This is a genomic window from Cellulosimicrobium sp. Marseille-Q4280 (assembly GCF_943181405.1).
Classification (GTDB): Bacteria; Actinomycetota; Actinomycetes; order Actinomycetales; family Cellulomonadaceae; genus Cellulosimicrobium.
Genome location: NZ_CALPBY010000005.1, coordinates 78395 through 96561, shown reverse-complemented (window position 1 = coordinate 96561; position 18167 = coordinate 78395). Strand labels below are relative to the sequence as shown.

General features: G+C 72.8%; 14 protein-coding genes. 10 read left to right on the top strand and 4 right to left on the bottom strand.

Annotated elements, in window-relative coordinates; all coding sequences use genetic code 11:
* Positions 1-74 precede the first annotated feature (74 nt).
* The 3 genes from NFS20_RS13745 to NFS20_RS13735 are packed head-to-tail and all read left to right on the top strand — an operon-like array spanning position 75 to position 2831.
* Positions 75-1376: a glycoside hydrolase family 28 protein gene (locus NFS20_RS13745; protein ID WP_251152366.1), complete on the top strand. Its 1302-nt coding sequence runs from the start codon at positions 75-77 to the stop codon at positions 1374-1376.
* A complete protein-coding gene (locus NFS20_RS13740; RefSeq protein WP_251152365.1) occupies positions 1360-1920 on the top strand; it encodes a hypothetical protein in 561 nt (186 codons plus the stop codon). Before NFS20_RS13745 ends, NFS20_RS13740 begins: the two co-directional genes overlap by 17 nt.
* Positions 1917-2831, top strand: coding sequence for a carbohydrate ABC transporter permease (locus NFS20_RS13735; RefSeq protein ID WP_251152364.1), 915 nt, complete (start codon positions 1917-1919; stop codon positions 2829-2831). The genes NFS20_RS13740 and NFS20_RS13735 overlap by 4 nt, the downstream gene beginning before the upstream one ends.
* On the opposite strand, the gene NFS20_RS13730 is transcribed toward NFS20_RS13735, so the two are convergent.
* Positions 2809-4188, bottom strand: coding sequence for a serine hydrolase domain-containing protein (locus NFS20_RS13730; protein ID WP_251152363.1), 1380 nt, complete (start codon positions 4186-4188; stop codon positions 2809-2811). The genes NFS20_RS13735 and NFS20_RS13730 overlap by 23 nt on opposite strands.
* Positions 4189-4366: 178 nt before the next feature.
* On the opposite strand from NFS20_RS13730, the gene NFS20_RS13725 reads away from it, so the two are divergent.
* Positions 4367-6022, top strand: coding sequence for a glycoside hydrolase family 43 protein (locus NFS20_RS13725; RefSeq protein ID WP_251152362.1), 1656 nt, complete (start codon positions 4367-4369; stop codon positions 6020-6022).
* A gap of 84 nt (positions 6023-6106) precedes the next feature.
* Complete coding sequence (locus tag NFS20_RS13720; protein ID WP_251152361.1) at positions 6107-7012, top strand: sigma-70 family RNA polymerase sigma factor; 906 nt, start codon at positions 6107-6109, stop codon at positions 7010-7012.
* Between the two features lie 48 nt (positions 7013-7060).
* Here the strand turns inward: NFS20_RS13720 and uxaC are convergent, their stop codons facing one another.
* From uxaC to NFS20_RS13705, 3 genes are all read right to left on the bottom strand, one after another.
* Positions 7061-8560 carry a glucuronate isomerase gene (gene uxaC, locus NFS20_RS13715; protein ID WP_251152360.1) on the bottom strand — a complete coding sequence of 500 codons (1500 nt, stop codon included), beginning with the start codon at positions 8558-8560 and terminating at the stop codon, positions 7061-7063.
* 156 nt (positions 8561-8716) lie between these two features.
* On the bottom strand, positions 8717-12004 hold the full coding sequence (locus NFS20_RS13710; protein ID WP_251152359.1) for a 3-keto-alpha-glucoside-1,2-lyase-like domain-containing protein: 3288 nt from the start codon (positions 12002-12004) through the stop codon (positions 8717-8719).
* A 244-nt stretch (positions 12005-12248) separates the two neighbouring features.
* Positions 12249-13256: a LacI family DNA-binding transcriptional regulator gene (locus NFS20_RS13705; RefSeq protein ID WP_251152358.1), complete on the bottom strand. Its 1008-nt coding sequence runs from the start codon at positions 13254-13256 to the stop codon at positions 12249-12251.
* Between the two features lie 131 nt (positions 13257-13387).
* Between NFS20_RS13705 and NFS20_RS13700 the strand changes: the two genes are divergently transcribed.
* From NFS20_RS13700 to NFS20_RS13680, 5 genes are all read left to right on the top strand, one after another.
* Entirely contained in the window at positions 13388-14110 is a 723-nt protein-coding gene (locus NFS20_RS13700) for an adenine nucleotide alpha-hydrolase family protein (RefSeq protein WP_251152357.1), read from the top strand.
* A gap of 295 nt (positions 14111-14405) precedes the next feature.
* Entirely contained in the window at positions 14406-15233 is an 828-nt protein-coding gene (locus NFS20_RS13695) for a sugar phosphate isomerase/epimerase family protein (protein WP_251152356.1), read from the top strand.
* A 62-nt stretch (positions 15234-15295) separates the two neighbouring features.
* Entirely contained in the window at positions 15296-16183 is an 888-nt protein-coding gene (locus NFS20_RS13690) for an ABC transporter permease (protein ID WP_251152355.1), read from the top strand.
* A gap of 110 nt (positions 16184-16293) precedes the next feature.
* Positions 16294-17289 carry an ABC transporter substrate-binding protein gene (locus NFS20_RS13685; protein ID WP_285821135.1) on the top strand — a complete coding sequence of 332 codons (996 nt, stop codon included), beginning with the start codon at positions 16294-16296 and terminating at the stop codon, positions 17287-17289.
* A complete protein-coding gene (locus NFS20_RS13680; RefSeq protein ID WP_251152353.1) occupies positions 17286-18104 on the top strand; it encodes an ABC transporter ATP-binding protein in 819 nt (272 codons plus the stop codon). Before NFS20_RS13685 ends, NFS20_RS13680 begins: the two co-directional genes overlap by 4 nt.
* Positions 18105-18167: the final 63 nt, after the last annotated feature.

Here is an 18167-nt window from a genome sequence, read left to right as displayed (position 1 = left end):
GCCTCGCACGACATCGCCGGGAGGGCACCGCGGTGCCCTCCCGGCGACAGCACCAGCACCGACAGGAGACCACGTTGTCCACGCACGACATCCGAGACCTCGGCGCCGAGCCGGGAACCCTCGTGACCGAGGCGATCCAGTCCGCGATCGACGCCGCGGCGTCGGCCGGGGGCGGGAGGGTGGTCGTCCCCGCCGGTCGCTGGCAGACGGGCGCGCTGCGGCTGCGCTCGCACGTCGAGCTCCACCTCGAGTCGGGGTCGGTGCTCGCGTTCGTCGACGACCGGGACCTCTACCCGGTCGTCGACGCCCGGTGGGAGGGTGCGCCCGCGCGCATCTACTCGCCGTGCCTCTACGCGCACGGCGAGACGGACGTCGCGATCACCGGGTTCGGCACGGTCGACGGCGGGGGGCGGCCGTGGTGGGACGCCTTCCGCCGCGACCGTGCCTCCCTCGCCCACCCGCGTCCCACGCTCGTGGGGCTGCACGAGTGCCGGCGCGTGACGATCCGCGACGTGACGCTGCGCGACTCCCCGAGCTGGACCGTGCACCCGCTGCTGTGCGAGGACGTGACGATCTCGAACGTCCGGATCCTCAACCCCGCGGACTCGCCGAACACCGACGGCATCGACCCCGAGTCGTGCCGCAACGTGCGGATCAGCGACTGCCACATCGACGTCGGCGACGACTGCATCGCGATCAAGGCGGGCACGGAGGCCACGGCCGAGCGCGTCCCGTGCGAGAACATCACGATCACCGGCTGCACGATGGTGCACGGGCACGGCGGCGTCGTCATCGGCTCCGAGATGAGCGGCGGCGTGCGCAACGTCGTCATCACCGGCTGCGTCTTCCAGGGCACCGACCGCGGCATCCGCGTCAAGTCGCGGCGCGGCCGTGGGGGAGTCGTCGAGGACGTCCGGGTGTCGAACGTCGTCATGGACGGCGTCCTGTGCCCGTTCGTCCTCAACACCGCCTACTTCTGCGGTCCCGGCGGCAAGGACCCCGTGGTCGCCGACCGGTCGCCGCAGCCCGTCGACGCCACGACGCCGCTCTTCCGCCGCATCCACCTCGCGCACGTCACGGCGCGCAACGTGCACGCCGCGGCCGCGTACGTGCGTGGTCTGCCCGAGCAGCCGGTCGCCGACGTCACGCTCGAGGACGTCGCGATCTCGTTCGCCCCCGACGCGGTCCCGGGTGCCCCGGCGATGGCGGCGGACGTGGACGACGTCGCGCGGGCCGGACTGGTCGTCGCGTTCGCCGCGGGCCTCGCGCTCTCGGGAGTCCGCGTCGACGGGTGCGAGGGCCCCGGCGTCACCACCGAACCCGGCGACGACGTGCGGTACCGCGACGTGAGGATCAACGGTGCGTACGTCGACTGAGCGGGTAGCGGTGCGCCGGACCTGGGAGATCGTGCTCGCCGGGCTGGGCCTCGCCCTCAGCCTGCTGTTCCTCGGCGGGTTCGCCGGGGTCGTGAACGGCGTGGACGAGCAGGCCTTCCTCCGGGACGTGCACCCCGCGATGACGGACGCGGGGATCGCCGTCGCCGAGGCCGACGCCTACGAGGCCGCCCGGACGCTCGCCGCCTGGTTCGGCTTCACGCTCGTCGCGGTCCTCGCGACCGCGGTCCCGGGCATCGTCCTCGCGCGGTCCCGGCCCCGGGGACGGGCCGCCGGGGTGCTGTTCCTCGTCGCGGGCCTCGTGTGCCTCGTCGGGAGCCAGCTGATCCTCTACCCCGTCGCGTTCTTCTTCCTCGCCGCGGCCGCGCTGTTCGTGGTGCGGCAGGTCCCGCGCGAGGAGCCGCGGGGGACGGGCCGGACCGGCGGCGGCGCCGGTCGCACCTCCGTGCACCGGACCAGGAGCATCCAGACCAGCAGCGGCCAGAAGAGCAGCGTCGCTGCGCAGAGCATGGGAGTACGACGATGAGCACGACAGCGACGAAGGTCGTCACGAGCAGGTCGGGTCGGCGCCGTCGGCCGACGGCGGGCCGGCGGGCCTTCCAGGTGGTCAACGTCCTGGTGCTCGGCGGGTTCGCCGCGATCTGCCTGCTGCCGTTCCTCAACATCATCGGCAGCTCGTTCGCGACGCCGGGGGAGCTCACCCGCCGCCCGTTCATCATCGTGCCGGAGGCCTTCACGCTCGACGCGTACCGGTACATCCTGTCGACGCCGACGATCTTCCGGGCCATGGGCGTCTCGGTGTTCGTGACCGTCGTCGGGACGTTCGTCAGCCTCGTGCTCACGTCGCTCATGGCGTACGGGCTGTCGAAGCGGTACCTGCGCGGGCGGCGCGTGCTGAACTTCCTCGTCGTGTTCACGATGCTCTTCAGCGGCGGCATGATCCCGACGTTCATCGTCGTCAAGGAGCTCGGGCTCATCGACTCGCTGTGGTCGCTGATCCTCCCGGTCGCGATCAACGCGTTCAACTTCGTCATCATGCGCAGCTTCTTCCAGGCGATCCCCGACAGCCTCGAGGAGGCCGCGCGCATCGACGGGTGCTCCGACCTCGGGGTGTTCCTGCGGATCGTCCTGCCGCTGTCGCTCGCGTCGATCGCCACGATCGGCCTGTTCTACGCCGTGTCGTACTGGAACACGTACCAGTCCGCGATCCTCTACATCAACTCCTCGGACCTGTGGCCGATCCAGGTGCTCCTGCGCCAGATCGTCCTGGTGTCGAGCGGCATGAACGCCGACGCGGGCGCGGTCGAGGTGGTGCCGCCGGCGCAGTCGATCAAGATGGCCGTGATCGTGGTCGCGACGCTGCCGATGCTGATCCTCTACCCGGTGCTGCAGAAGTACTTCGTCAAGGGCGCGCTCATCGGCTCCGTGAAGGGCTGAACGCCCCGACGGACGACCAGCGCGGGTCGAGGGTCTCCCCGAACCCCTGACCTCGGACGGCGACCGTGCCGTCGACGTCCACGACCAGCCGCAGGCGCACGACGGCGAGCTCGTCGTCGAGCACCCGGCACTCGACGTCGAGCGCGCGCGGCGCGGACCAGCCCGCCGTCACGACCGACCGCCCCGCGGAGCCGAGCACCTGGCGCCGCGGGGCGTCGACGTCGTACTCCAGGCGCCAGCCGCCCGTGCGGGAGGCGACGACGCCGGCGCGGGCGCCGAGGTCGAGCTCCAGGTCGTGGGGCCACGTGCCCGGCGCGACGGCGACGTGCCGGCCGCGCGCGGGGACGGCGTGCGCGTCGTCGTGACGCGGCATCGGCCAGGCGAGGGCGTCAGGCGTCGGGCTGTGCGGCGGCGCGCCCGGGAGGTGGGGGGCGATGTCGGCGGGCGGCTCGAGGAACGGGTCGACGAGGTGGCGCAGGACGAGGTCGAGGAGGCGCTGGTCGCCGCTCTGGCACGCCTGCGCGTCGGCCGTGACGACGACCGTGAGGTCGCGCTCCGGCAGCCCGTGGACGATCTGGCCCCCGAGCCCGAACGCGAGGAAGCCGCCGCGCTCGGGGACCCAGAGCTGGTACCCGTAGCCGCCGCGGAACGGCGCCCCCCACGTCACCGCCGACGTGTCGGCGTGGGCGGTCGTGGCTTCGCGGACGAACTCCCGCGGGAGGAGGCTCGCGCCGTCGTGCACGCCGTCGTCGAGGAGCAGGCGCGCGAGCAGCGTGAGGTCGTGCGGGCGGCACACGAGCCCGGACCCGCCGTGGCTCACGTCGTCCGGCCCGGTGAGGAACCGCAGGTCGGGGGAGACCCCGAGGGGGTCGAGCAGGCGCGGGCGCAGGTACTCCGCGAGCGTCGTGCCGGCGAGCCTCTCCACGAGCGCGGCGAGCACGTACGAACCGCTCGTGTCATAGGTGAACAGCGAGCCCGGCGGGTGCGTGGGCGGCACGGTGAACCACGACGAGAGCCACGACCCCTCGGAGAGCTTGTAGGTCGTGGAGGCGTGCGGCCCGCGCATCGTCAGGAGGTCGCGGACGGTGGTCCGTGCGACCCAGGGGTGACACTCGCCCTGCTCGGGGAAGTACGTGCTGACGCCGTCCTCGAGGCGCAGCCCGCCCTCGGCGGCCAGCAGGCCGACGGCGATCCCGGTCACGGTCTTGCTCACCGAGTACTGCCGCTGCGGGACGTCGGGGCCGGTGAACGGGCTCGCGCCGACGACCACGGGGTCGCCGGCGACGGTGACCTCGACGGCGTGCAGGGCCGCGCCGAGCGCGGCGGACTCGCGGACGAAGGGCGTCAGGTCGAGCACGGTGAACCTCTCGGACGGACGGCGCGCGGACGTCCCGGACCGGGACGATAGGGTGAGGGTAATCGGTTTCCCGCGGCTCCCGGGCGAGCGCTCGCGCCGCGGCTTCCGTGCCTTCCGTGCCCTCCGTGGCAGACGGATCGATGCACCGACGGAACGACGACGAGGACCTCACCGACGCATGCGCACCTACACGAACCCCGTGCTCGACGCCGACTGGCCCGACCCCGACGTGATCCGCGTCGGTCCGGACTACTTCCTCGTCGCGTCGTCGTTCAACCGCAGCCCGGGGCTGCCGGTCCTCCACTCGACGGACCTCGTGACGTGGACGATCGCGAGCCACGCGGCGCCCCGCGTCGAGCCCGCCGAGCACTACCGCCGCCCCCGGCACGGCTCGGGCGTGTGGGCGCCGAGCATCCGATACCACGACGGCGAGTACGTCGTCGTCCACCCCGACCCCGACCACGGCATCTTCGTCACGCGCACGCGCGACCCGTTCGGGGAGTGGTCAGCGCCGCACCTGCTGCTCGAGGGGCGCGGTCTCATCGACCCGTGCCCGCTGTGGGACGACGACGGCCGCACCTACCTCGTGCACGGCTGGGCCGCGAGCCGCAGCGGGCAGAAGAACCTGCTCACGCTCGTCGAGGTGGACGAGGGGCTCACGCGCGTGGTCGGGCGCCGCGCGACGGTCGTCGACGGCGACCTGCTCCCGGGGTACCGCACGCTCGAGGGCCCGAAGCTGTACAAGCGTGACGGGTCGTACTGGATCTTCGCGCCCGCGGGCGGTGTCGCGACGGGGTGGCAGTCGGTCTTCCGCGCCGACTCGCCGTTCGGGCCCTACGAGTACCGGATCGTGCTGCGCCAGGGAGAGACCCCGGTCAACGGTCCCCACCAGGGCGCCTGGGTCACGACGCCCGGCGGCGAGGACTGGTTCGTGCACTTCCAGGACCGCGGCGTCTTCGGGCGCGTGGTCCACCTGCAGCCGATGACCTGGGGCGACGACGGCTGGCCGGTGATCGGCGAGCCGACGGCGGACGACCCCCGCTGCGGGCAGCCCGTCCTGCGGCACGCGGTGCCCGACGCCGCGACGTCCGTGGGTCCGGACGTCGCCTGGGGCGAGGGCGAGCCGCGGCGCACAGACCTGTTCGACGGCTCGGCTCCCGGGCCGCAGTGGCACTTCCAGGGCAACGTGCCGGCCTCGACCGCCGTCACCGCCGCCGGGACGCTGCGCCTCGCCGTCGCACCGGACGACCTCGGCACCCTGCGCGACGTCGCGGGCGTCCTCGGCCAGCAGCTCCCGGGCTACCCGTGCCGTATCACGACGAGCGTCGACGTGGACCGTCCGGACGACGGCGGGGCCGGCGGCGCGGACGGTGAGGCTGTCGGCGGTGCGCGCGCAGGTGCCGACGGGCGGGCGGGTGCCGTGCCGGACCTGCGCGCCGGTCTGCTCGTGCTGGGCCGCGCGTACGCGTGGGTCGGGGTCGAGAGGTCGGGCGGCCGGTCGCGCGTCGTCGCGCGCCGCCGCGACGAGGACTCGTTGCGCGTGCCCGAGACGGAGCTCATGGAACCGGTCGACCTCCCCGCCGGGCACGGGCCGGTCGACCTGCGGCTCGAGACCGACGACACCGGGAAGGTCACGTTCGCGTGGCGCGCCGGCGCAGACCGCGCGTGGCGCGCGGTGGACACGCCCTTCGAGGCCGTCGAGGGCCACTGGATCGGGGCCGAGGTCGCGCTGTTCGCGGGCGGCACGTCGGCGACGGGGGCCGTCCCCGACGGTGCGCGCGTCGCGTTCGGTCCCGTGCGCGTCGAGGACCGTGCGAGCGGGACCGTGCGCTGAGGCGCGTCCTCCCTGTCACGTTCCCGGCGTCCCGCGCGTCATGTCGGCAGGCCCGACACGTGGCGACGACGAGAGGATGGCCGCATGGAGCAGGACCGACTGACCGAGGTGTTCGAGGAGTTCCGCCCCCACCTGCGCGCGGTCGCGTACCGGGTGCTGGGCAGCTCCGCGGAGGCCGACGACGCCGTCCAGGAGGCGTGGCTGCGGCTGCAGCGCTCGGACACGAGCGACGTCGTGAACCTGCAGGGCTGGCTCACGACCGTCGTGTCGCGCATCTGCCTCGACCTCCTGCGCTCGCGCGGCACGCGCCGCGAGACGTCCTGGGACGTGCCGGGGTCCGACGGCGGACGTGCGTTCGACCGGGCCGCGCCGGGTCCGGGGCCCGAGGCGCTGGCCGAGGAGGCGGACGCCGTCGGGGCGGCGCTCCTGCTCGTGCTCGACACGCTCTCGCCGGCGGAGCGGCTCGCGTTCGTCCTGCACGACCTCTTCGCAGTCCCGTTCGAGGACGTCGCGACCGTCGTGGGGAGGTCGGTGCCCGCGACGCGCCAGCTCGCGTCGCGCGCCCGGCGCCGTGTGCAGGGCGGCGGCGACCCCGAGCCCGACGCGGCCCGGGAGCGCGAGGTGGTCGAGGCGTTCCTCGCGGCGTCGCGCGAGGGCCGGTTCGAGCGCCTGCTGACGCTGCTCGACCCGGACGTCGTCCTGCGGGCCGACCCCGCCGCCGTCGAGTCCGCGCGGGCCGCGCTCGCCCACGGCGCCCCGGCGGTCGAGCCGGAGCTCGTCGGCGCCCACGCCGTCGCGCAGGCGTTCGTCGGCCGGGCCCGCCAGGCGCAGGTCGCGCTCGTCGACGGCGCGTGGGGCGCGGTCTACGCGCCGGGCGGCGTGGTGCGGTCGGTGCTCGTGGTCACGGTCCGCGACGGGCGCGTCGTGGCGCTCGACCTCGTCGCGGAACCGGCCGAGGTCGCGGCGACCGCCGTCGAGACATCCGCCTGACGCGACCGTCGAACCCCGGGCGCAGGACGGTCGGCCCGCACGAGGCGGTCAGGCCCGCAGCGCGGGGTACGACGCCTTCGGCAGGTGGTACGCCAGGTCGACGGCGGTCTCCAGCGCCTCGTCGAGGTCGAGCCGGTGCTCCGCGACGAGGCGCGCGAGGTGACCGGCGTCGATGCGCCGCGCGAGGTCGTGCCGGGCCGGGATCGAGCAGAACGCGCGCGTGTCGTCGACGAACCCGCTCGTGTTGTAGAAGCCCGCGGAGTCCGTCGCCGCCTCGCGGAAGCGGCGCATGCCCTCGGGCGTGTCGAGGAACCACCACGGCGCGCCGAGGCGCAGCGCGGGGTAGACGCCCGCGAGCGGTGCGAGCTCGCGCGAGAACGACGTCTCGTCGACGGTGAAGGCGATCATCCGGAACCCCGGGTGGTGGCCGAAGGCCTCGAGCACGGGGCGCAGGGAGCGCACGTACTCCGTCTGCTCGGGGATGTCGTATCCCTTGTCCGAGCCGTAGGCGCGCGCGACGCCCTCGCAGTGGTCGCGGAGCACACCCGGGTGCAGCTGCATGACGAGGCCGTCCTCGGCGGACATCGCGGCCATCTGGAAGAGCATGTGCGCCGAGAACGCGTCCGCTTCCGCCGTCGTGACCTCGCCCCGCAGCGCGGCGTCGAGGATCCGGGCCGCGTCCGCGTCGTCGAGGGGCGTGGTGTCGGCGCGGAGGTGGCCGTGGTCGGTCGCGCGGGCGCCCGCGGCGACGAACGCGGCGCGCCGGGAGCGCAGAGCGTCGAGGTACGAGCGGTAGTCGACGACGTCGCCCCCCGCCGCGGCGCCGAGCGCGCGCACCTGCTCCGTCCAGTCCGTGCGGTCGACGTGCAGGAGCGGGTCCGGGCGGAACGTCGGCACGACCCGCTCGCCCCAGCCGTCCGCCGCGAGGCGCGCGTGGTCGGCGAGCGGCGACTGCGCGGGGTCGGTCGTCGCGAGGATCTCGATCCCGAACCGCTCGAACAGGGCTCGCGGGCGGAACTCCGGGCGGGCGAGGCGGTCGACGAGGTGGTCGTAGAGCTCGTCGGCGGTCTCGGCCGACGGGCGGACGGGTGCGTCGAACACCTCGACGAGCGCGTGCTCCGTCCAGTAGCGCGTCGGCGTGCCGCGGAACAGGCGCCACCCGGCGCAGAACCGGCGCCAGATCTCGCGAGGGTCGGCCTCCGCCGGTGCGGTCCCGGCGGGTGCGCCGGGGACCGGTGCGACGCCGAGGTCCTGGACCCCCCGGACGCCGGGCGCGCCGTGCGGCGACGTGCTCTGGGCGACGAGCATGCGCACGAGGTAGTGGTCGGGCGTGACGAACAGCTCCGCGGGGTTGCCGAACGGCGTGTCGTCGGCGAACAGCGCGACGTCGACGTGGCCGTGCATCGACACGATCGGCAGGTCGCGCGTCGCCGCGTAGACCTCACGGGCGATCGGGCGCTGGACCGGGTCCGCGGGCAGCGCGCGGTCGGGGTGCAGGGACCACGACGCCGTCGCGGTGGTCGGGACAGCGTGGGCCGTGCTCGTCACGGAATCCTCCTGAAGCGTCGTTGCGAACGTTTGCATCCTACGTCAATCGCAGCGCTTCGATGATCTGGGAGCACTACGACAATCGTTTGCAGAGAAAGGGGCCCGGTCCGGTCCCGCCCCTGGGGGCGAGGCCGGACCGGGCCCGCTCACGGAGCCTCAGCCGCAGTCGGGCTGGTCGTGCTCCGGTTCCGTGACGGTCTCCCGCTCGTCTGAGGTGTCGGACGGACGGGCGGTGACGGTCACGGAGCCTGCCGCCGGTTCGGCGTCACGGACCGGGAACGCCTGGTAGGCGCTCTTGCCGGGCGCGACGTCGGCGAAGGTCTTCGACCCGAACGGCGTGTCGACGGCGACGTCCAGGGGGACGGTGTCGTCGTTGACGGCGCGGACCGCGACGTACGGCGTGCCCGCGAGACACCTGACCTCGGCGGTCGCGGTGATCGCGACCTCCTCCTGCGCGGGCTCCTCCTGGCTCGGGAGGCGCTCGATCCAGACGTTCCTGAACCGCGGGTTGAGGCCCGGGTCGCCGTGGTCCTGCAGCTTGATGTACCCCGACGTCGGACCCTCGTCCTTGCCGTTCCCGGTCTTTCCGTCGACCGCGACGTCGTCGTGCACGAGCTGCCCGTTCCACACGAGCGTGATGCGCGCGTCCTCGGTCTTGGTGCCGTCGGGCCCGAAGCGTGCCCCCCGGAACGTGAGGTCGTACGTCTGCCACGTGCCCATCGGGGTCGCGGCGTTCACGTCCGGCGCCTTCTTGAGGTAGATCGCGCCGGCGTCGTTGTTCTTCGGCGGGTCGATGCCGAACGACTCGAGCACCTGGACCTCGTAGCGCTCCTGGATGTAGACGCCGCTGTTGCCGCGGGCCTGGCCGGTCTGCGTGGGGGCGTGCTCGGGCTGGTACCACTCCACGTGCATCCGGAAGTCGTCGAACTTCTCCTTCGTCCGGATGTCGCCGCCGAAGGACTCGAACGAGCCGTCCGCGATCGGCCACGTCGCAGGACCGCCGCCGTTGACCGCCGCCCACGCGTCGAGGTCCGTGCCGTCGAACAGGGTGATCCGCTCGTTCGGCGTGACGGTGAGGCTGTCGAGGTTGACGTGACCGATGTCGTCGTCGTCGTGCTGGATCGTGATGGTGTTCGCGCCCTCGCGCAGCGGCACGGTCTCGACCTGGGTCGCCCACGTCGCCCAGCTCACCGTGCTGTCGAACCAGACCTGCTTGAGCTTCTCGCCGTTGACGTAGAGGCTCAGGTTCCTCGGCGTCGGCTGCGGGTCGCTGTTCTGCCCGTTGGCGTAGCGGATCGCGAGGTCGTGCAGGCCGGCCTCCTCGGCGCGGACCGCGAACGTCGTGCGGGCACCCGGCTCCCAGTTGCGGTCGACGAACCCGGAGCCCGAGTAGCCGGCGTGGTTGCTGTTCCAGCCGGCGCCACCGCCGATGTCGGCGGCCTCGGCCTCGTACACCGGCGGCGCGACCGAGCCGTCCGGCAGGCGCGTGAGCGTGTACCAGGCCTCGGTGCTCCACAGCTCGGCGCCGCTCTCCGACGCGAAGGGACGCGGGGAGTGGACGTTCACGACCCGACCGGGCTTGAGCCCGTCGATCTGGAGCGACACCGTCTTCCCGTCGTCCGACAGCGTCGCGGCCGTCACGTCGAGGTCCTCCTCGTCGACCTTCGGGCCGCCGTACTGCGGGGTCGCGACGTAGCGCCACTGCGCGGCCGTGTACTTCGACGCGAGGTCCTGCGCCGTCTCCTCGGACAGCGGCTGCGTGTACTCGATCTCGAACCCGCCCTCGACGGCGCGCATCTCGAGCATGTCGAACGCGTGGTTGTCGTCGTAGGTGAGCTTCTGGAGGCCGTACGAGAGCTTGCCCGCCTGCCCCCAGTTGCCCGACCAGCCGATGCCGCCGACGTAGATCGCGCCGTCGGGGCCGACGCTCGTGCGGCTGACGCCGGACTCGAGGCCCTGCGTCATCCGGAACACGGCGCCCTGCTCCTGGCCCGCGACGTCCTCGAGGTAGGCGCGCTGGAGGCCGCCGTACGTCACGTCGCCGATCGCCATCTGCCCCGCGAAGACGCCCTCGGTCAGCACGACCGGGTTGCTCGGCGAGTTCGAGATCTCGCTGTGGGGCATCCACAGGACCGGCTCGGTGACGGGCTGGTCGTCGTAGGGGCCGTCGGGGTTGGTGAAGTGGTTGTAGAACGCACCCTCCTCGACGCGCACGAGCTTCGACGTCGGGATGCGCACCCCCTGGTTGTCCGTGACGTACATGCCCCCGTCGGCGCCCCAGCCGAGCCCGTTCGGCGTGCGCAGGCCGCCCGCGACGTACTCGACCTCGCCGGTGTCCTTGTCGATCTTCATGACCGATCCGCGGTTCTCGGCGAGCTGCGGGTCGAGCGAGTTGCCGCCGGGCACCATCGCGATGCCCGTGGTGACGTAGAAGTACCCCTCCTCGTACAGCAGGCCGAACGCGAACTCGTGGTAGTTGCCGCCGAACGGCCACGTCGCGATCGTGCGGTACTCGTCGGCGACCTCGTCGCCGTCCTCGTCGACCAGCGCCGTGAGGCCGTCCTTCTCGGACACGTAGAGCGTGCCGTCGACGTACTTGATCCCCATCGGCTCCGTCAGGCCCTCGGCGACCTTCGTGTAGGTCACCTCGTCCGCGCCGCCGTCGCCGGTCACGTGGTCGATCAGGTACACCTCGCCGAGCTCCGTGAGCCGGTCGCCGCCCCACGAGGAGATGGCCAGACGGCCGTCGGGCAGCCAGTCCATGCCCGTCACCTGGGGCTCGAAGCCCTCGGGGCGCAGGTCGGTCAGCGTGTAGTCCGGGTGCACCTCGGTGAGGGGCAGGCCGTCGCCCGGGGTCTCGGTGATGCCCTCGCAGGACTTGCGACCGGGCGACGTGACGCGCGTGACGTCGGCGTCGGTGCTCAGGACGCTGTTCGGCACGAGGACGAAGTCCTGCGAGCCCGGCGGCCGCCACTCCAGCTTGAGCCGCTGGTCGAAGGCGCCGTCGAAGTGGTCGATGTGCAGCGCGCGGTAGCCCGCCTCGAGGTCGATCGACCCGTCCTTGGACGTGGCGCCGTGCCGGCCCGGGTGGTCGACCACGAGCTCGTCGTCGAGCAGGAGCCGGGCGCCGTCGTCGCTCGTGATGCGGAAGTCGTACGTCCCTGCCGTGGCGACGTTCAGGTATCCGGTGACCTCGGTGACGAACTGGTCCCCGAGCCCGAAGTCCGCGGCGGTGGTCCAGTCGATCGTCGGCATGATCTTGTCGACGTTGGGGGTCTGCCCCGGCTTGAGCGTGCAGTACTCCACGAGCGGGAACTGGACGTCGAAGACGCGCAGCGTGACGCCGGGCTCCTGCGGCCGGATGTCGTCGTCGGCGGCCGTCGGTACCGCGGCCTGGGCCGTCAGGACGCCGAACGGCACGGCCAGCGCGACGATCGCGGCCACGGCCGCCCGTCGTCTGCGCCGCTGGTCCGGGGTGCGTGGGGGTCTTTCGTCGAGCGGGGTGAGATCCATCAGCCTGCCTCTCCGTCGAGGGCCTTGCGTGCCTGGGAAGGTGCACAGGACGTGCGCATCGGTGCGCTGCCTCGCCACTATCGGCGGCCGCGACGTGCAGGGGCAACGAGTTGCCACTTGTTGCACCTGTCGCGCGCCGCCGGCCGCAGCCGGTGGAGCCGCTCCGCCCCGTCCCTCAGGCGCGGCGGCGGCCGGTCGAGCCCCGTTCCACGAGCTTCGCCGGGAGCAAGGTCGCCCCGGCGGCCTGCGCCGGGGTCGTGCGCAGCTGGGCCAGGAGCCGCTGGACCGCGAACGACCCGAAGTGGCGCAGGGGCGCGGCGACCGTCGTGAGCGGCGGGGAGCAGAAGTCCGAGCCGAAGATGTTGTCGAACCCGACGATGCTCATGTCCCGCGGTACCTCGACGCCGAGGCGCCCCATGCCGCGCATCGCGCCGATCGCGATGAGGTCGTTGTACGCGACGGCGGCGGTCGCCGAGTGCTTGACCAGCGTCTTCGCCGCCGAGAGGCCGCCGGCGAGGGTCGGCGCGTAGGGGCCGAGCCGGCGTGCCTGCAGGTCGCTCTCGCGCGTCGCCTCGCGGAACGCGCGCCAGCGCATGCCGTCCGCCCACGACGCCTCCGGTCCGGCGAGGTAGGCGAGGCTCGTGTGCCCGAGGCCCGCCAGGTGCTCGACGGCGCTCCGCATCCCCTGGGCGTTGTCCGTCAGGACGCTCGGGACGTCGGTCATCAGACGGTTCATGACGACGGTCGGACGCTGCTTGGCGGCGACCCGGATCGAGGAGTCCGACAGCCGTGACGTCGCCAGGATCATGCCCTCCACGAGGGGCAGGGTGCGGTCGAGGGCCTGGCGCTCCGCCTCGTCGGACTCGTGGGCGTCGACCATGAGGAGCGTGTACCCGGCGTCTCGTGCGGTGGCCTCGGCGCCGCGGATGATCTCGAAGAAGAACGGGTTGGTCACGTCCGCCACCACGATCCCGAGGAGCGACGTCCGGCCCGTCGGCAGGCCGCGAGCGAGCGGGTTCGTCCGGTAGCCGAGCTCGCTCGCGACCTGGCGGATGCGTTCCGCGGTCTCCGCGTTGACGCGGCCGGGGCGCGAGAACGCGCGCGAGACGGTCGAGGGCGCGACGCCGGCCGCCTTGGCCACGTCGTAGATCGTCGGGCTGGCACCATTGCCGGCTGGGGTCATGCGCTCGGACTGTAACGGTGCTGACAGCGCTGGACAACAACCGGTTGCGCCGCGTCGGCCCGCTGAGACGCCGGAAGGCAAGTGATGGCAACTGCTTGACGCGCCCTGACGGCGGCTCTCCAATGGCAACCGTGACGAGGCGCGCAGACGCGCCCCTGCCTGTCCCGACGGCGAGTCGGCCGCGGGCCTCGGGGCACCCCGGTACGACGACGGTCGACGAGGTCGTCCGGGCGGTCACCGCCCGGATCGCCGCGGTGGGCGACGGAGGTCGCCTGGGCGTCGTCTTCTCCGGGGACGAGAGCTCGCAGGTCCTGCTCGGACTGACGGTCGGCGCGGTCGGCCGCTCCCGCGTCGTCGCCCTCGTGGACGCCACGACCGCAGCCACGCCGTCCCGGCGCTGCGTCGTCGTGCAGGCCGCGAACGGACTCGGCGCGCCGGTCTTCGACCTGGGCGGGCGCGGGGTCGGCGAGGCGGTCCGTGCGCTCGACCTGGCAGCCGCCGTCGTCGCCGAGGACGCGCACCTCGCCGACGGGTCGGCCCTCGTCGTCCCGCTCGCGCTGGCAGGGCTCGACCTCGCGACGCTCGGGCTCTCCGGCCCGCCGCAGGACCGTTCGCGCGCGGACGAGGACGCCGTCCAGGTCGAGGCGGCCGAGAGCGAGCTGCGCCGGCTCGGTCTCGAAGAGCTCCGCGTCCACCACCACGGCGAGCTCGCCCGCGTCGAGGCGCCGCACACCGACGTGGCTGCGGTCGCCGCCGAGCCCCTGCGCGGAGAGGTCCTGCGAGCCGTCCGCTCGGCGGGGTACCGGCGTGTCGCGCTCGACCTCGGTGCGCTCGCGGACGCCCACGAGGCCTGAGTCCGCACCGTCCCGCCCCGACGGCGCACCCGGACCGTGGCAACCGGTGGCAACCGGCGTGGTTCCTCCCTGCGCGCGCGCCAGTGCCTCACCGCCCCGTCGGACCCGGACAGGTGCAACAAGTGGCAACTCGTTGTTCCCGTCACGACCGGCCCCCTACTGTCCATGCAGACGCACCGAGAACGAGCTCCGTGCGCAGTTCCTCGACACACGTCCCCCGACCCGAGCCTCCCGGAGGCTGCCGACGACGGCACGGGTCGGCCCGGGACGGACGACGAGAAAGGGAGGGCACGACGTGTGGACGCTCTCGGGCTTCGCGGACGAGATCTCGCCTGATCTCGAGACGCAGTGCGTGGTGGCGACCGAGCTCGGCCTGCGGTTCGTCGAGCTCCGCAGCGCCTGGGACACGAACGTCCTCGACCTCGACGACGAGCAGCTCGACCGGGTCGAGCGGCTGCTGCAGCGGTACGACCTGCGGGTGTCGAGCATCGGGTCGCCGATCGGCAAGATCTCGGTGGACGAGGACTTCGACGCCCACCTCGCCCGGATGCGGCACGCCGCGCACGTCGCGCAGCGGCTCGACGCCCCGTACGTCCGGGTCTTCTCGTTCTTCGTGCGTCCGGGGACGGACCCCACGTCGTGCCGCGACGTCGTGCTGCACCGCATGACAGCGCTCGCGGACGTGGCGCGCGAGGCCGGCGTCGTCCTGCTCCACGAGAACGAGAAGGGCATCTACGGGGACGTCCCCGAGCGCTGCCTGGACGTCGTGGAGTCCGTCGGGTCGCCGCACCTGACGCTCGCGTGGGACTCCGCGAACTTCGTGCAGGTCGGCGTGCGCCCCTACACCGACGGCTATGCGCTGCTGCGCCCGCACCTGGAGTACGTGCAGGTGAAGGACGCCCGGCGCGACACGGGGGAGGTCGTGCCCGCGGGCCACGGCGACGGCGAGCTCGTCGAGACCGTCCGGGCCCTGCGCGACGACGGGTTCGACGGCTTCTTCTCGCTCGAGCCGCACCTGGGCACCGCCCACCGCCTCGGTGGCTTCTCCGGCCCGGAGCTGTTCACCGAGGCCTGGGAGGCCTTCAGCGGCATCCTCGCCGCCGAGGGGGTGCCGTTCCGATGACGGACGCGCCGACCCCGGCCGGACCCCCGAGCACCAGGACGACGACGATGGAGGACAGCGCGATGACGACTGCCCAGGACGTACGACCCGCCAGACGACCGGCACCGCCGACCACGGGCCGCGACCGCTCTCCCGAGGACCGCGGCACGACGTCGTTCCGCAGCCGGGTGCTCGCGGTGGCCTCCGCGGCGTGGCGGCCCGCACTGGTGCTCCTGGCCCTGTTCGCCGTGTGGTGGTTCGTCGCGTGGCGCGAGCTCGTCCCGGCGTACCTCGTGCCGGCCCCCGGCGCGGTGTGGGACACCATGGTCGAGGACTGGGCGATGCTGCTCGAGCACACCTGGGTGACCACGATGGAGACCGTCATCGGCTTCGTGCTCGCCGCCGTGATCGGCGTCGCGACGGCCGTCCTCCTCGTCTACTCGCCGACCGCGGAGAAGTCGCTGTACCCGCTGATCCTCTTCGCGCAGGTCATCCCCAAGATCGCCATCGCCCCGATCCTCGTGGTCTGGTTCGGGTTCGGGCTGACGCCGAAGATCATCCTCGCCGTCCTCATCGCCTTCTTCCCCGTCGTGGTGTCCGCCGTCGCAGGCCTGCGCTCGGTCGACCCCGAGCTGCTGGAGCTGTCGGCGACCATGGGCGCCTCGCGGTGGAAGACGTTCCGGAAGATCCGCTTCCCGGGATCCCTCCCGCAGCTCATGTCCGGCCTGAAGGTGGCCGTCACCCTCGCCGTCGTGGGCGCGGTCGTCGGCGAGTTCGTGGGTGCGGACCGGGGACTGGGGTACGTCCTCCTGCTCGCGAGCGGGAACCTGGACGCCCCGCTGCTCTTCGCCGACCTCATCCTCATGTCGATGATCGGCGTGGTCCTGTTCCTGCTGGTCGAGCTGCTCGAGCGGATCCTCATCCCCTGGCACGCCTCCCGACGGGGCAACCTCGCCCTCGCGGCGGCGTGACCCTTCCCCGAACTGACAGGCAACTTCCCACGGTTTCCGCCGTCCGCGAGGACGGCACGAGAAGAAGGGCTCATTCCATGCGTGGTGGCAGGCTGGGAGTTTCGCTGGTGGTGGCCGGCGTCGTGGTGGCAGGGACGTCGGCCTGCGGGCAGTCGTCCGACCCCTCGGGATCCGGGGGCGGTGAGGGGGACGGCGGACTGACGGAGGTCACGGTCACCCTCAACTGGGTGCCGTACGGGGAGCACGCGCCGTTCTACCTGGGGGTCGAGCAGGGGATCTTCGAGGAGGAGGGCATCGACCTGACGATCCAGCCGGGCAACGGCTCCGGGAACACGGTCCAGCAGGTCGCGCAGCGCAACACCGACTTCGGGTGGGCGGACACCCCGCCGCTCGCGAACGGGATCAGCTCCGGCATGCCGGTGCGCAGCGTCGGCGTCTTCCTGCAGACCGGTCCGAGCTCCGTGGAGTTCTTCGACGACCAGGGGATCACCGAACCGGCCGACCTCGTCGGCAAGACCGTCGGCGGGACCCCCGGCGACGCCATGTACGGCACGTTCCCGGCGTGGCTCGAGATCAACGGCGTCGACCCGGCGGACGTGACCGTGGTCAACGTCGACGCGGCGGGCAAGGTCGCCGCGCTCATCGAGGGCAAGGTCGACGCCATCCAGGGCTTCTACCACGACCAGGCACCGACGATCGAGAACCAGACGGGCCGCGAGGTGTCCGCGCTGCCCTTCTCGGACTTCGGCATGAACCTGCTCGGCACGGGCCTCGTGGTGAACGAGGCGACGATCGAGAGCGACCCCGAGCTCGTCCAGGCGATGCTGCGTGCGACGTCGCAGTCGTTCCTCGCGGCGTCGGAGGACCCCGAGGCCGCCGTCGCCGCGATGGCGGCGGGCGCGGAGCAGGCTCCGGACGAGAGCGTCCTCGCGGCGCAGCTCGAGGCGACGATCGGCCTCCTCAACCTCGAGGACGCACCGGCTCCCGGTGTCAACACCGAGCAGCAGTGGACGGACACGCTGACCTTCCTGTCGGAGAACACGGAGTTCGAGGGCACGGACGCGCCGGCCGACTACTGGGACCAGACCTTCGGGGAGGACCTGTGACCGCCACGACCGGGCTCGTCGCACCGACCCGGTCGGTCGACGCGGAACCGATCATCGAGGTCTCGCACCTCACGATGCGCTTCCGCTCGAAGCGGTCCGAGACCGTGGCACTCGACGACGTGTCGCTGACCGTCATGCCCGGCGAGTTCGTCACGATCGCGGGCCCGTCGGGCTGCGGGAAGTCGACGCTGCTCAAGATCGTGGCGGGGCTGACGCTCGTCTCCGAGGGCGACGTGCGGCTCTACGGCGAGCGGGTCACCCGGCCACAGCGCGAGATCGGGTTCGCCTTCCAGCGGTCGGCGCTGCTCGAGTGGCGCGGGGTGCGCAAGAACATCCTCCTCCAGGCCGAGATGCGCGGGATGGACCGCCGTCGTGCGGAGGCACGGGCGGACCACCTCATCGAGCTCACGGGGCTCAGCGGCTTCGAGAAGGCGCTCCCGCACGAGCTCTCCGGCGGCATGCAGCAGCGCGTCGCCCTGTGCCGGGCGCTCCTGCACGAGCCGCGCGTCCTGCTCATGGACGAGCCGTTCGGTGCCCTGGACGCGCTGACGCGCGAGCAGATGAACATCGAGATGAACCGGATCTGGCGCGAGACGGGGACGACCATCGTGCTCGTCACGCACTCGGTGCCGGAGGCGGTGTTCCTCGGCAGCAGGATCGTCGTGATGAGCCCGCGCCCCGGTCGCATCGTCGAGACGCTCGAACCCGGCCTGCCGGACCGCCGCGAGTACGCGACGACCCTCGCGGACCCGCGGTTCACCGCGGCGGCCGAGCACCTGCGCGACCTGCTCGGCGCCAGCCACGTCGCCGAGTGACGACGGCCGGCGCGGCACCCGCGCCCGCGGGTGCCGGCCGCACGGCCCTCGAGGACACCACGA